General features: G+C 70.3%; 13 protein-coding genes. 7 read left to right on the top strand and 6 right to left on the bottom strand.

Annotated elements, in window-relative coordinates; all coding sequences use genetic code 11:
- On the top strand, window positions 1-169 hold a 169-nt coding region (locus VMR06_RS07915), incomplete at its 5' end, for a transposase (protein ID WP_325374899.1).
- 282 nt (window positions 170-451) lie between these two features.
- On the opposite strand, the gene VMR06_RS07910 is transcribed toward VMR06_RS07915, so the two are convergent.
- Window positions 452-2,590: a choice-of-anchor Q domain-containing protein gene (locus VMR06_RS07910; RefSeq protein ID WP_325374893.1), complete on the bottom strand. Its 2,139-nt coding sequence runs from the start codon at window positions 2,588-2,590 to the stop codon at window positions 452-454.
- A 449-nt stretch (window positions 2,591-3,039) separates the two neighbouring features.
- On the opposite strand from VMR06_RS07910, the gene VMR06_RS07905 reads away from it, so the two are divergent.
- Complete coding sequence (locus tag VMR06_RS07905) at window positions 3,040-4,296, top strand: flavohemoglobin expression-modulating QEGLA motif protein (RefSeq protein WP_325374891.1); 1,257 nt, start codon at window positions 3,040-3,042, stop codon at window positions 4,294-4,296.
- Between the two features lie 13 nt (window positions 4,297-4,309).
- Here VMR06_RS07905 and VMR06_RS07900 read toward each other — a convergent pair whose 3' ends face one another.
- Window positions 4,310-7,810, bottom strand: a complete 3,501-nt coding sequence (locus VMR06_RS07900; RefSeq protein ID WP_325374889.1) for a PAS domain-containing hybrid sensor histidine kinase/response regulator — start codon at window positions 7,808-7,810, stop codon at window positions 4,310-4,312.
- Window positions 7,811-7,933: 123 nt separating this feature from the next.
- Between VMR06_RS07900 and VMR06_RS07895 the strand changes: the two genes are divergently transcribed.
- The 5 genes from VMR06_RS07895 to VMR06_RS07875 all read left to right on the top strand — a co-directional run bounded on the left by VMR06_RS07895 (window position 7,934) and on the right by VMR06_RS07875 (window position 11,611).
- Complete coding sequence (locus VMR06_RS07895) at window positions 7,934-8,608, top strand: 4'-phosphopantetheinyl transferase family protein (RefSeq protein ID WP_325374887.1); 675 nt, start codon at window positions 7,934-7,936, stop codon at window positions 8,606-8,608.
- Complete coding sequence (locus tag VMR06_RS07890) at window positions 8,601-9,266, top strand: sigma-70 family RNA polymerase sigma factor (RefSeq protein ID WP_325374885.1); 666 nt, start codon at window positions 8,601-8,603, stop codon at window positions 9,264-9,266. Before VMR06_RS07895 ends, VMR06_RS07890 begins: the two co-directional genes overlap by 8 nt.
- Window positions 9,259-9,732 carry a hypothetical protein gene (locus tag VMR06_RS07885; RefSeq protein ID WP_325374883.1) on the top strand — a complete coding sequence of 158 codons (474 nt, stop codon included), beginning with the start codon at window positions 9,259-9,261 and terminating at the stop codon, window positions 9,730-9,732. The genes VMR06_RS07890 and VMR06_RS07885 overlap by 8 nt, the downstream gene beginning before the upstream one ends.
- A gap of 15 nt (window positions 9,733-9,747) precedes the next feature.
- Window positions 9,748-10,689: a PDZ domain-containing protein gene (locus VMR06_RS07880; protein ID WP_325374881.1), complete on the top strand. Its 942-nt coding sequence runs from the start codon at window positions 9,748-9,750 to the stop codon at window positions 10,687-10,689.
- Window positions 10,690-10,867: 178 nt separating this feature from the next.
- Window positions 10,868-11,611, top strand: a complete 744-nt coding sequence (locus VMR06_RS07875; RefSeq protein WP_325374879.1) for a pyridoxine 5'-phosphate synthase — start codon at window positions 10,868-10,870, stop codon at window positions 11,609-11,611.
- A gap of 45 nt (window positions 11,612-11,656) precedes the next feature.
- Here the strand turns inward: VMR06_RS07875 and VMR06_RS07870 are convergent, their stop codons facing one another.
- From VMR06_RS07870 to VMR06_RS07855, 4 genes are all read right to left on the bottom strand, one after another.
- Window positions 11,657-12,067: a biopolymer transporter ExbD gene (locus VMR06_RS07870; RefSeq protein ID WP_325374877.1), complete on the bottom strand. Its 411-nt coding sequence runs from the start codon at window positions 12,065-12,067 to the stop codon at window positions 11,657-11,659.
- Between the two features lie 136 nt (window positions 12,068-12,203).
- Window positions 12,204-12,623, bottom strand: a complete 420-nt coding sequence (locus VMR06_RS07865) for a biopolymer transporter ExbD (protein ID WP_325374875.1) — start codon at window positions 12,621-12,623, stop codon at window positions 12,204-12,206.
- Between the two features lie 3 nt (window positions 12,624-12,626).
- Window positions 12,627-13,409 carry a MotA/TolQ/ExbB proton channel family protein gene (locus VMR06_RS07860; RefSeq protein ID WP_325374873.1) on the bottom strand — a complete coding sequence of 261 codons (783 nt, stop codon included), beginning with the start codon at window positions 13,407-13,409 and terminating at the stop codon, window positions 12,627-12,629.
- A gap of 17 nt (window positions 13,410-13,426) precedes the next feature.
- On the bottom strand, window positions 13,427-14,104 hold the full coding sequence (locus VMR06_RS07855) for an energy transducer TonB (protein WP_325374871.1): 678 nt from the start codon (window positions 14,102-14,104) through the stop codon (window positions 13,427-13,429).
- Window positions 14,105-14,156 lie beyond the last annotated feature (52 nt).

Here is a 14,156-nt window from a genome sequence, read left to right as displayed (position 1 = left end):
GGCCTACTGGCACGGCATCGTGGCCCGCTGTCGCCACCCTCTCAACACCAGCGTCGTGGAAGGTATCAACAACACCATCAAGGTCATCAAGCGCCGCGCATACGGCTACCGGGACGAGGCCTACTTCTTCCTCAAGATCCGCGCCGCCTTCCCCGGTAATCCGCGATGAACCTTTTCTTTACGGCTTACCGAAACGATTCCCGAGGGGTGCAGACGCCGCCTGCCGCGAAGGCGGCCAGCGTCTTGTCCCCGCCGCTCGGTACAACCGTCCAAACCGTTCGCGCCGTCTCGGACACTCGGCATCGGCACCGTCATGGATCGTGTCCAACAGGGACAAGGCTGCGCAGGAAGGCTCCGCGCACGGTTGCGCTCGCCACGACGACCGGCAGCGAGGGACCGGCCATCGGACCTGCGGGCGACGGCCGGCGTTGTCATGCGGTCCGCGTACCGCCTATCGGGCCGCCGGAATGCCGCTCGCGCGGATCATGAACGCGCCGGGCAGCACCACGAATTGCGTATCGTCGTTGCGCGCACCGAACGGCGCGGAGGCCAGATCGTCGATCACGTCGGCGATCTCCGGCGCGTAGAAGAACCACGACTTGTCGCCGGATGCGCCGGTGTCCACGCGCGCAGGGCGATCCTCGCCGCCCTGCAGCTTCGCGCTGGCCGCGACGAAGAACGCGCCGCTGACGCGCGTCGGCGGGATCTGCACGGTGAAGTAGTTGTCGTTGAACACGTCCGGCACGGCCTGCACCGAGGTCAGCGCGGTCGCGTTGCGCGGATCGAGATCGGCGTCAGGATCGTCGAGCAGCCAGAGCGTGACCGGGCCGTTCGCAAGCGAGGGGAAGGTCGGTCCGAACGCGACCGCGATCTCGGTGATGACCTCGGCGCCGGGTTCGGTCAGGTAGTAGTTGCCCCACAGCATGTCCGGATCGAACGTCGACGGCGGACCCTGGTTGGTGTCGCCGTCGCCGTCGTCGTAGAGATACGTGAACGTCGTGACCGCCGCCTCGAAGCCGTCGCGGAAGATCGTGTCGTCGGCCGGCACCTCGAATGCGCCGATGTCGGTGGCGGCACCGGCCGTGCGCGGATGACCCTCGCCGCGCTGGTCGTACGGATAGCTGTTGGGATTGGCGCCGGCGTCGATCGCCGGACTGCCGGCGCCGAGCGCATGGGTGAGGGTCGGACCACCGTTGTCGGCGAGCGGCTGCAGCAGCGGATCGGCACTCAGCGTGTCGCCGGGCAGCGTCAGCGCGCCGGCCGCGCCGACCAGATTGCGCGCGCCGGCGACGGTGAGGCCGCCGTCGGTCGCCGCGAGGTCCGCGGCGAGGCCGCCGCTCGGCGTGGTGTTGCCGAACACGATCGTGCTGTCGAGCGTGAACGTCGCGGTCGCGACGTCGATCGCACCGAACACCAGACCGCCGCCGCCGTCGGTCGCGGCATTGGCGCTGACGGTGCTGTTGGCGAGGATCAGCTCGCGCTGACTGAACACGCCGGCGCCGCGCGCCGCGGCATTGCCGCTGATCGTGCTGTTGGCGATCGTCAGGCGCGTGCCGCCGGGCGGATCGCCGTAGTTGCTGAAGCGCGCCTTGAACAGGCCGCCGCCGTCGCCGTCGGCGACGTTGTCGGCCACGGTGCTCGCCTCGAGCGTGCTGGTGTCGCGCACGAATACGCCGCCGCCGATGCCGGCCTGGCCTGTGCCGGACGCCGCGACCGTGTTGCCGCTGATCGTGCTGCGCGTCAGCGTCAGGCCGCCGCGCACGTAGAGGCCGCCGCCGCCGGTGATGTAGAAGCCGTCGCCGCCGCTGACCGTCGTGATCGTGTTGCCGCTGATCGTGCTGTCGATCAGGATCGCGTCGCCGGCGACGTAGGCGCCACCGCCCGAGGCGACCGCATTGCCGCCGGCCGTGCTCGACGAGTCGCTGATCGTACTCGACTGCATCGTCAGCGTGCCCGACACGCTGAGCGCGCCGCCGAACGTCATCGGCGAGCCGCCGCTGGCGTGGCAGTCGGTGACAGTGACGCGCGTCAGCGTGATGTTGCCGGACGAGTCGATGCAGCTGGCCAGGCCGTGCGTGTAGCCGCCGTTGCGGATCGTCAGATCGCTGATCGCCAGCGTGCCCAGGCCGATCTGGAAGTCGCCGTGCAGGAAGACGCGGTCGCCGTTGCCGTCGACTGTCAGCGCGTCGCGGCCGGGTCCGAGGATCGTCAGATCGTTGATCTGGTGATCGCCGAGCACGCCGATGTCGAGCGGCCCGCCGGTCAGCGTGATCGTGCTGCAGGTCAGCGCGGTCAGATCGATCGTGTCGTGCTCGCCGGCGGACTCCATCGCCGCGCGCAGCGTGCCCGGCGATCCGTCGTCGGCGCAGCTGGTGACGGCCCAGGTCTGGGCGCCCTGCGGCGCGGCCGCAGCGGCCGGCGGCAGCCTGCGTCCCTGCGGACGCGCCTCGCGCTGATCGAGACGCAGGCGGTAGCGCTCGGCGGCACCGACGGCGTCGGCATGGACGGGCCGGGCATCGGCCACGGCGACAAGGGCGATCGCGGCGGCCAGGGGAGCCACGCGCGGGAACGAACGGCGAATCGAATGCATCGGAAATTCCTCGAGTCGGTATGCGAGCATGCGGCGGCGACCTCACGGTCCGGCCTCTCGCCGCAGCATCGACATCAATAGCGCAGCTGTCGCGATCGGGAAAGGGCCGGTGCACGAGCGCGCAGCCCGCGCACGCCGACGGCGCCGTGCGGCCGCTCCGCGAAACGGGCACGCCTGCTCGGCCTCCCACCGACGCTACCGGCGCACGTTCGAGCGCACGATCGCGCCGGCAGCGCGCAACCACGCGCTCGACGGCGAGCATGCCGCGCATCTGCGGCGAGGCGCGATCCGATTCGCGCTCGCCGGCGCCGCTGCATCGCGGCCTGCTAGGATCGGTCCATCGCCGTGCCGTTTTTTTCGTCGCGGCCGTCACGCGGGAGGAGCGCGATGCCGAGTTCGTCGAATCGCCGGATCGCGTGGGCTGTACGTCGCCGCGCAGGAGCCGGCCGATGAGCGAGCAGGAGACGCTGGCCCGTCACGCCGCGCTCGACCGGCGCCTGGTCGAGGCGGTCAGAGGCATCCGCCTGCTGGCGATGCTGAGCTGGCCGGCCGCGGTGCAGCGCCGCTTTCTCGAGCACTGGCGGCAGGGCACGGCGCGGCTGCCGCAGATCGATTATCCGAAGCCCGATCACGGCGCGGCACGCGCGGCGCTGGCGGCGATCGCCGCCGAGGCCGATCCGCAGCATCCGGTCGGCGACTACATCCGGCGCAGCGCCGACGCCTGGCGTCTGGCCACCGATCTGCTCGATGCGGCCGGCAGCGAGGCGATCGTGGCGCCGTCGGTGCAGCTGTACGGCCGGCCCGGCCATCGCATTCCGGGCGGCGAGGCGACCAACCTCGACGCGGCGCGGCACTTCGTGTCGCTGGCCGACGAACTCGATCCGGACCTGGTCGGCGGCCAGGGTCAGGCGATCGCGGCCGAGACGCTGCGCGAGGACCTGCAGCACGAGCTCGACGCGTTCTTCGGCCGCCAGACGATCCGCGTCGAGGTCGATCCGGACCTGATCGCGAAGGCGGCGGCCGGCGCGACGCGGATCCGTCTCAATGCGGCGACGTCCTTCAGCGTCTCGGACCGCAACCAGCTGCTGCAGCACGAGGCGTTCGTGCATTCGCTGACCGCGCTGAACGGCCGCAACCAGCCGCATCTGTCCTCGCTCGGCCTCAATTCACCGCGCATCACCGCGACGCAGGAGGGTCTGGCGGTGTTCGCCGAGCTGATGACCGGCTCGATGGACATCGGCCGCATGAAGCGCATCAGCCTGCGCATCATCGCGATCGACATGGCCTTGCGCGGCGCTGACTTCATCGAGGTGTTCAAGTTCTTCCTGGAAGCCGGCCAGAACGAGACCGACAGCTTCGCCTCGGCCCAGCGCGTCTTCCGCGGCGCGCCGACCAGCGGCGGCGCGGCGTTCACGAAGGACACGGTCTATCTGCACGGACTGCTGTCGGTGCACACGTTCTTCCGCTGGGCGCTGCGCCACCGGCGGCTCGACCTCGGCCGTCACCTGTTCGCCGGCAAGCTCAGTCTGCACGATGTGCTCGCACTCGAGCCGTGCTTCGCATCGGGCTTCATCGCCGCGCCGACGCGGCTGCCGCCGTGGATCGAGCAGGCCAACGGTCTGGCCGCGATGCTCGCGTTCTCGCTGTTCGCCAACCGCATCCGCCTCGACCACGTCCAGGCCGAGGATCTGGTGCTCGCGCTCTGAGCGCGGCGATCGCTCAGGCCGTACCGGCCGGCGTCGCGACGCGGCGGCCCAGATGCGCTATCAGCGCGCGCAACGCGGCCGGCTTGACCGGCTTGCGCAGCAGCACGTAGCCGAGCTGGCGCACCTGTGCCGACAGCTCGGCACTGTTGTCGGCGGTGATCAGCGCGCCCGGCGGGGCCGGATCGCAGGCGGCGCGCAGACGCACCAGCGCGTCCAGGCCGTTCTCGTCGCCGTCCAGATGGTAGTCGGCGAGGATCAGATCGGGCCGGCGGGCGCGCAGCGCGAGCATCGCCGCCTCCGGCGTCGAGGCCAGATCGCAGCCCACGCCCCATTGCGTCAGCAGCGTCGACATGCCGTCGAGAATCGTCGTGTCGTTGTCGAGGCACAGCACGTGCAGGCCCTCGGCGATGCCGATCGCCTGCGGCCGCGCCTCCTCGCGGCGCGGCGGCACCGCTGGCGCCGGCGCGCGCGGCAGATCGACCGAGAACACGCTGCCGCGGCCGATGCGCGAACGCACGCCGAGCCGATGGCCGAGCAGACGCGCCATGCGGTCGCAGATCGCCAGACCCAGACCCAGCCCCTTCTCGCCCCACGGCGAGGTCTGGTTGCCGCGATGGAACTCGTTGAAGATCACGCGCTGCTGGTCGGACGTGATGCCGGGCCCCGAATCGCGCACCTCGATGCGCAGCTGATCGCCGTGACGGCGCACGCCGAGCAGCACGCTGCCCTCGCGCGTATAGCGCAGCGCATTGGACAGGAAGTTCTGCAGGATGCGGCGCAGCAGCTGCGGGTCGGTGCGCACCCAGGCAGCCGACTCGGCGAAGTGCAGCCGGATGCCGCGCGCGCCGGCCTGCACGCCGAACTGATGCTTGAGCGGCTCGACGATGTCGGCGATCGAGGCCACGCCGATCTCGGCGCGGTACTTGCCGGCGTCCAGACGCGAGGCCTCGAGCAAGGCGTCGAGCAGATCCTCGGCGGTCTTGAACGCGGTATCGATGCGCTCGGCGAGCCGTTCGGATTCGGCATCGAGCTGTGGCTGGTGCCGCAGCGCCGAGGTGAACAGGCGCGCCGCATTGAGCGGCTGCAGCAGATCGTGACTGGCCGCGGCGAGGAAGCGCGTCTTGGACTGGTTCGCCGCTTCGGCCTGGCGCTTGGCCTGCTCCTGCGCGGCCAGCGCCTCGGACAGCTCGTGGGTGCGCTGCTCGACACGCTGCTCGAGCGTCTCGTTGACCTCGATCAGCGCCTGTTCGGCACGCTTGTAGGCGGTCACGTCGGTGAACGTCGTCAGATAGCCGCCGCCCGGCAGCGGGTCTCCGCGCGTCTCGATCACGCGGCCGTCGGCGCGCGTGCGCAGGAACACGTGCGGCTGCGCGCTGCGCAGATGGCCCAGGCGGCGCCAGACCTGCTCCTCGCTGTCGCCGCCGCCGAGCAGGCCGCGCGCCGCGTTGTGGCGGATCAGGTCGGCGACCGGCCGGCCGACGTAGACGAAGCCTTCCGGATAGTCGAAGAAATCCAGATAGCGCCGGTTCCAGGCGACGATGCGCAGGTCCGCGTCGACGACGCTGATGCCCTGCATCATGTTCTCGAACGTCACCGCCAGCAGCTCGCGGTTGAAGCGCAGCTCCTGCGAGGCTTCGTCGAGCATCGCGACCGCCTCGGACAGGTCCAGGCCGGTGCCGCGCAGCGCCGTGGTCAGCATGCGCCGCGCCGATGCCGCGCCGACCGCGCCGGCGAGCAGGCGTTCGGTGTACTGCAGCAGCGCGCGGTCGGCGTAGGCATCGGCCGCGAGCGGCTTGCCGCTGGTCTGCGCGTACTCGGCGAACGCGCGCGTCGTGTTGTCCTCGCCGACGATGCGCTCGGCGATCGCGCGCAGGTCGGCCACCGTCACGCGGCCGCGCCAGTCGGCGACCGGCGTCGGCCGGACCACGGCCGGCTCGAGAAACGCCGCCGCGCGCAGACGCTCGTCGACGCTCGGATGGAAGCGCAGCGAGACGAACACCAGGAACCCGACATTGAACAGCAGCGACCAGAACGCGCCGTGCGTCAGCGGATCCCAGCCGCGCAGCTGGAACAGCGCATGCGGCCGCAGCCAGCCGATCGCGAACGGCCCGTCGGTGACCCAGCCGGTCGGCAGCCAGCCGGCACCGGCCAGCGTCGGCAGCAGCAGCGTGTAGGCCCAGACCACGAAGCCGGCGACCAGGCCGGCGATGACGCCGATGCGGCTGGCGCTGCGCCAGTACAGACCGCCGATCAGCGCCGGCGCGAACTGCGCGACCGCGGCGAACGAGAGCAGGCCGATCGATGCCAGGTTCTGCGTGTGGCTGGCCGAACGGTAGTACGCGAACGCGAGCAGGCCGAGTGCGATGATCGTCACGCGGCGCACCGTCAGGACGATGCTCGACAGGTCGTCGCGCTGCTCCAGGCGCAGCGCGCGGATCCGCAGCAGCGCCGGCATCACCAGATCGTTGCTGACCATCGTCGAGAGCGCGACCGAGGCGACGATCACCATGCCGGTCGCGGCCGAGAAGCCGCCGATGTACGCGAACACCGCCAGCAGCCGTTCGCCGTGCGCCAGCGGCAGCCACAGCACGTAGGCGTCGGCCGATATCGCATGGCCGCGCGCGGCCTCGGCGCCGGCGTGCACGATCGGCAGCACCAGGACCGTGATGATCGCCAGGTACAGCGGAAACATCCAGCGCGCACGGCCGAGGTCGGCGGTGTTCTCGCATTCGACGACGCCGACCTGGAACTGGCGCGGCAGGCAGAAGATCGCCGCGAACGCGAGCACGGTCTGCGCGACGAAGCCGGTCGGCAGGCCGTGCTCGATCGCGCTCTCGACCGGCTGGCTCAGCGTGTCGAGTCCGCCGCCGACCAGCAGCGCATAGACGCCGACGGCGACGAAGGCCAGCAGCTTGACCAGCGACTCGACCGCGACCGCGAGCATCATGCCGTGGTGGTGCTCGGTCGCATTGATGCCGCGCGTGCCGAACAGGATCGCGAACACCGCCAGCAGCAGCGCGATGTACAGCGCCGTATCGGTCAGTACCGGCGTATGCGCGAGCGGACCGTTGCCGACCATCACGTCGAAGCTCATCGTCACCGCCTTGAGCTGCAGCGCCAGGTACGGCACGACCGCGGTCACCGCGATGATCGTGACCAGGGCGCCGAGCATGTGCGACTTGCCGAAGCGCGAGCCGATGAAGTCGGCGATCGAGGTGATATTGCGTTCCTTGGCGACGACGACCAGGCGCCGGAACAGGCCGAAGCCGAACACGAACAGCAGGATCGGACCGAGGTAGATCGGCAGATACGACAGGCCGTCGCGCGCGGCGCTGCCGACCGCGCCGTAGAACGTCCACGACGAGCAGTACACCGCCAGCGCCAGGCTGTAGACGATCGGGCGCAGCCAGGCACGCTGCGGATACAGCGGCCGGCGGTCGCCGTAGTAGGCGAGCGCAAACAGGCCGCCCACGTAGAGCACCGACACCAGCAGCAGGATCCAGCCTGCGATCATCGAGGGCGCTCCTCGCGTGGCGAAGCGGTCATTCTAGTCACGCCACCGCCGCGGCGCGCGGATGCGGCGCGATCGGCGCCACGTCCGCTTGACATGCGCGGTGCCGCCGCCAAGCATCGGCCGATGGACCTGCCGCTCCCCGACCTCGCTCCCGGGTCCGCCGTGCCCGCGCTGGCGCCCGACGAGATTCATCTATGGCGGCTGCGCGGCGGCGAGCGCTTGACGCCGCGCGGCGTCTCGGCAATCGCTCATCGCCATCTGGGCCGCCTGCTGTCGAGGTATGCCGGCACCGAGCAGCCGCTGGCGATCGTGCGCGGTGCGCACGGCAAGCCGACCGCACCCGACGCCGGCGGCATCGAGTTCAATCTCAGCCACAGCGGCGCCCACGTGCTGATCGCGTTCGCACGCGGCCAGGCCCTCGGCGTCGACGTCGAGGCGGTCGAGGGCCGGCACCGCTCGATCATGGCGATCGCGCAGCGGTTCTTCGCGCCGGAGGAAGCGGCGGCACTGGCGCAGCTCGACGAGGCCGGCCGACGGCTGGCATTCCTGCGCCTGTGGACCTGCAAGGAGGCGGTACTCAAGGCGCTCGGCAGCGGCCTGCATTTCGGCCTGGACCGGCTGCGCTTCTCGCTCGACGCCGCAGGCCTGCCGCAGGCGGTGTGCGCGGTCGGCGCGGACGCGGCTCCCGGCGACTGGCAGCTGCGGCGCTGGGAAGCACCCGACGAGATCGTGGCGGCGCTGGCCTGGCGGGGGCCGCCGCGCCGGCTGCGGGTCGGCACGATCGACGCCGATGGCTGAACGGCCAGCCGGCGCGTGCTGCGACGAAGCGGCGCCGGCCGCCGTCCTGGGCACCGTGATGGCGGACGGTACGCGACAAGCGGGTGGACAGGGCTTCGGGCTGCCGCTCGATTCGATCACGCTCGAACGGGCTCGGCGCGGCGACATGCGCGCGTTCGAGGCGATCTACGCGGCCTACGGAAGAGCCTGCTACAACCTGGCCCTGCGCATTCTGGGCGAGCCGGCCGCCGCCGAAGACATCGTGCAGGACGTGTTCCTGAAGCTGATGGACACGATCGGCGGCTTTCGCGGCGACGCGCCGTTCGGCGCCTGGCTCAAGCGGATGGCCGCCAATGCGACGATCGACCGGCTGCGGCTGGACCGGCGCCAGGGCGTCGACGATCCGGACGCGCTGTTCGCGACGCTGGGCGCCGCCGATCCGCCGGCCGATGCCGTCGTCGATGCCTGGACGCTACTGCAGCGCCTGCCGGCGCGCGCCCGCGCGGTGATCGTGCTGCATCAGATGGAAGGCTATACGCATCGCGAGCTGGCCGAGCTGTTCGGCCAGACCGAGAGCTATTCGAAATCGGTGCTGTCGCGCGCGCTGCAGCGGCTGCACGCCACGCTCGAGGAACCCTCGGGCCCGCCTGTCGGTACACCGGTGATCCGCCATGTCTGAGTCCCGCTTCCATTTCGATCCGCCTGCCTCGCCGCTGCTCGGCGGCCTGCCCGAGTTCGCGCCGGATCCGGCGCTGTGGACGCGTATCGCCGGTGCGCGCCGCCGGCAGATCGGGCGGCGCCGGTTTGCGCGTGCCGGCGGATCGCTGGCGGCGGCCGTGCTGTTCGCCGCCGCGATCGTAATCCTGCCGCGACCGGTACCGGTCGCATCGGATCCGGCCGCGGAGCTCGGCGCCTGGCTGCAGCAGTCGCAGGCACTCGAGCAGGAATGGTCGCGCCTGGAGCCCTCGCCGGAAGCGGCACGCGGGCTGCGCAGCCCGCTGCGTCGGATCGATGCGGCCCTGCAGGCGGCCTACGATCGCGGCGCCAGCGACGAGGAGTTGGCACCGTTGTGGGAAGCGCGCAGCAAGGCGCTGCGCGCGATGATCGAGAACCGGCAGGACGCCGTCGTGACCCTTCGCATCTGATTCAAGACCATGCCCATGACCAGCCTCCATTGCCCGTCGCTTCTTCGCCTGTGCATCGTCTCCACGCTCGCGTTCGGCGCATTGCCGGCCGTTGCGCAGAACGATGCCGCCGCCACGCCCGACGACACCGCCGCCACCCAGCTGCGGCTGCGCGAGGAGCTGCGCGCGCTGATGCTCGACCTCGCCGCATCCGGCGCGGTCGACCAGCAGCGTACGCTCGAGATCGACGAGCCGGCGCGCCGCGTCAACGATCTGGGTCTGCTCGTCGACAGCAGCAGTGCCGAGCGCGCCCGCGACGGCCTGCGCGTGCTGGCGGTAACGCCGGGCGGTACGGCCGAGCGGCTCGGCGTGCGCGGCGGCGACATCCTGGTGTCGGTCAACGACCGATCGCTGACCCGCCTGGGCGCCGACGAGTCCGGCCAGCCCAAGGCCGCACAGCTGCTGCGCGACAGCGTGTCGGCAGTACCGGACGGCGATGCGCTCGCACTCGGCGTGCGACGCAACGACCGCACGTTCGCGGTATCGGGCCCGGTCGCCAGCGTGCACGTGCCGGCGGTCCGCCTGACCGTCGGCGCCGCAGCGACCGCCGCCACGATGACCGGCTGCGGGCGCATCAGCGTGTTCGGCAGTCCGCCGCGCAGCGAGAACCTGCACGAGGCCAAGCTGGTCGCGGTCGATGGCCGCCTGCCGGGTCCGACCGACGCGACTTCGTTCCGGCTCGATCCGGGCACGCACATCCTCACCGTAGGCGAAGGCATCGAGGCGCGCTATCTGTCGTTCAACGAGCGGCTGCGCAATGCGCAGTCGAACCGCTACAAGACACTGAGCGTCGAGGTCGAGCCCGGCATGACCTACTTCCTGGCCGCGCGTCTGAACCCCGAGAAAGTCACCGAGGCCAAGGACGGCGCCTACTGGGATCCGGTGATCTGGAAGGAAGTCGCCGAGAGCTGTCACTGATACGCACCACCTGCGCGGCCCATGCCGGCCGCCGAGCGTGGCGTGCGTTCCCTGCCTGGGCCTTTGCCGATCGCCGCGCGCGCCGGCGGCCGATCACGGGATCGGTGCGGCGACGCGTTAGGATGCGGCCTGCCGCCGTCCCGATCCGGGATGCATCCTCGAACCGCCTGTCCTTGCCATGACCCTGCTCAGCGTCAACGTCAACAAGGTCGCCGTGCTGCGCAACTCGCGCGGCGGCACCGCTCCCGATCCCGTACAGGCCGCGCGCGTGGCGATCGCCAGCGGCTGCCACGGCATCACCGTGCATCCGCGTCCCGACCAGCGGCACATCCGCGTCGGCGACGTCGGCCGCATCGCCGCGGCACTGGACGGGGTCGAGTACAACATCGAGGGCAATCCGTTCGCGCCGGCGCGCGGCACCTATCCGGGCCTGATCGAGCTGGTGCGCCAGGCCCGGCCGGCACAGGCGACCCTGGTCCCCGACGGCGACGGCCAGATCACCTCCGATCACGGCTTCGATCTGCGCCGCGACGGCGAGCGCCTGCGCCCGCTCGTCGAGGCGCTCAAGGCGCTCGGCTGCCGCGTCAGCCTGTTCATGGATGCCGGCTCGCCGGACATCGAGCGCGCCGCCGACATCGGCGCCGACCGCATCGAGCTCTATACCGGGCCGTTCGCGACCGCATTCGCGGCCGGCGACGCCTCGGCCGAGCTGGCCGCCTGTGTCGCATCGGCCGAGCGCGCGCGCGCGGCCGGCCTCGGCGTCAATGCCGGCCACGATCTCGATCAGCACAATCTGCCGGCTCTCAAGCAGGCGATCGGCTTCCTCGACGAGGTGTCGATCGGACATGCGCTGTTCGGCGAGGCGCTCTACGACGGCCTCGCGACGACGGTTCGCCGCTATCTGGCGATCCTCGCGGACTGACGCGGCCGTGCGCGGCGGATGCCGCCGCGCGCGAAACGATACCGCTCAGCGTTCGGGCGTCGCGATGCGCAGCTGCGTGACGCCGCTGGCGCGCGCGACCGCCAGCGCCGAGGCCACATCGTCATAGGCGCTGGTCGGCTGCGCGCGCAGCTCGACCACCGGTGCGGCCGGTGCCGAGGCGATGCGCGTGCGCAGGCGATCGGCCAGACCGGCGCGCGTGACCGACACGCCATCGAGGTACCACTCGCCCGCCCCCATGATCGACAGCGTCAGCAGCGGTGGCTCGATCGCGGGCGGCGGCGCCGCCGAGCCGGCCAGCGGCAGATCGATCTGACGCGTCACCACCGGTGCGGCGATCATGAAGATCGCGAGCAGGGCCAGCATGACGTCGATCAATGGCGTGATGTTGATCTCGGCCTGCAGATCGACACGACGCAAGGATCCGGTCCAAGCCATGACGCACCTCCTGCTGTGAAGGACGACGGCTCGATCCTACGCCGACCGCGCCGCCGCGGCCATCGCAGAAACGAAAACGGCGCCGGGTTGCCCCGGCGCCGTTCGTGCGTCCTCGCCCGGAGGCGACGCCCCGGCTTCACTCGCCGGCGGCGGCGGTGATGAAGCCGATCTTGACCATGCCGGCCGTCTTGGCGTTGGCCATGACGGTCGCGATCAGCTGGTACTGGGTCGTCTTGTCCGCGCGGATCTGCAGCTCCGGCTGCGGCTGCTTCTGGGCGGCCACGCGCAGCTGCGCCTGCAGCATCGCTTCGGTGATCGGCTCGTCGTTCCAGTACAGGTCGCCGGTCTCCTTGACCGCCAGATCGATCGGATCGGGCGGGTTCTCGGTCTGAACGTTGGGATTGGCCTGCGGCAGATCGATGCGGATCTTGTGGGACATCAACGGCGCCGTGATCATGAAGATGATCAGCAGCACCAGCATCACGTCGACGAGCGGCGTGACGTTGATCTCCGACATCGGGGCGCCGCTGCCCCCCGAACCAGAACTGAATGCCATGGCTTACTTCCTCGCGGCTTGGGCCGGCGCGACGACACCGCTCTCGATACGCGAACCGGTCGCGAAGAAGTCGTGCAGATCGTGGGCGAACTCGTCGAAACGAGCGTAGGTCAGGCGGTTGGTGCGCACGAAGAAGTTGTACGCCAGCACCGCCGGGATCGCGACGAACAGACCGAACGCGGTCATGATCAGCGCCTCGCCGACCGGACCGGCCACGGCTTCCATCGAGGCGTTGCCCGACGCGGCGATCTTGATCAGCGCGTGGTAGATGCCCCACACGGTACCGAGCAGACCGACGAACGGCGCCGCCGAACCGACCGTGGCGAGCACGGTGAGGCCGGTCTCCAGACGCATGCTCTCGCGCGAGACGGCTTGGCGCAGCGCGCGGTCGATGAACTCCGAGCGGCTCAGCGCGTCGACCAGGCGGCTGCCTTCGCTGCGCTGGTGGTGGGCGGCGGCCGACGCGCAGTCGAGCGCGATCTTCGAGAACGGCTCGGCCTTGGGCTGCTCTTCCATGAAGCGGACCGCGTCCTGCGTCGAGGGCGTGTCCCAGAACGTGCTGATCACGCGCTCCATGCGGGCCCGGATCATCGTGTTACGCAGGAAGTTGGCGACGATGTAGAACCACGACATCAACGACATCAGGACCAGCGTGACGAACACGATCCAGCCGAGCGCGTCGAAGTTCTGGATCAGATGGTCGAAACCCATCTGGTTCAGGGCTTCGGCGTTGGACCCACCCGGGGCCGATCCACCGGCCGGAATCTGAGAGGTATCTTGCAACATGACGTTTTACCCTTTGATCACTGTTCGGAAAGATCAAACTTGATTGGTACCAGCACATACCCACGGGTGGGCTTGCCGTCCTTAATGCCCGGGTTGAACACCCAGGTTTTCACGGCGGCAATCGCAGCCTGATCGAGCAGACGCGAACCGCTGGATTTTTCGACCGTGACTTCTTCGGCTTCGCCGGTGGGACCGACCAGCACCTTGAGCATCGTCGTGCCCTGCTGGTGCTGGCGGATCGCCTGCGGCGGATAGCGCGGCGGACGCATGCGCCGGTAGCTGACGTTCTCGCTCGGCGCGATGTCGGCGGGCGGAGCCGGCGGAGCCGGCGGGGCCGGCGGCGGGGCGGGCACCGCCATCGGCGATGCCTCCTCGACGACGACCACGGGCGGCGGCTCCGGCGGCGGAGTCGGCGGCGGCTTGATCTTCTCGATCACCTTCGGCGGCGGACGCTTCGGCGGCTCCGGCGGCGGCGGTGGCGGTGGCGGTGGCGGCGGCGGCGGTTCGATGAACTCGACCACCACCTTGTTGTCTTTGGGCTTCTCTTTCGGCGGCGGCGGAGCCGCCGGCGTCAGCATCAGCGCAAAGGCGAAGGTGTGCAGGGCAAACGCCGAGGAAAGCGCCGTGACGCGGCGCCAGCTCCAGGTCGTCGGCGTGCTGCTCGTGCTGCTTCCGATGGGATTGTTGTCTGACATCAGCTATGGACCAGCGATATTGATGTGTGGACGGTCCGTGTCTTATTGCTCA

Origin of the sequence: Dokdonella sp., from assembly GCF_035511235.1 — a bacterium.
Classification (GTDB): domain Bacteria; phylum Pseudomonadota; class Gammaproteobacteria; order Xanthomonadales; family Rhodanobacteraceae; genus Dokdonella.
This window is presented reverse-complemented; position numbering and strand designations above follow the sequence as displayed.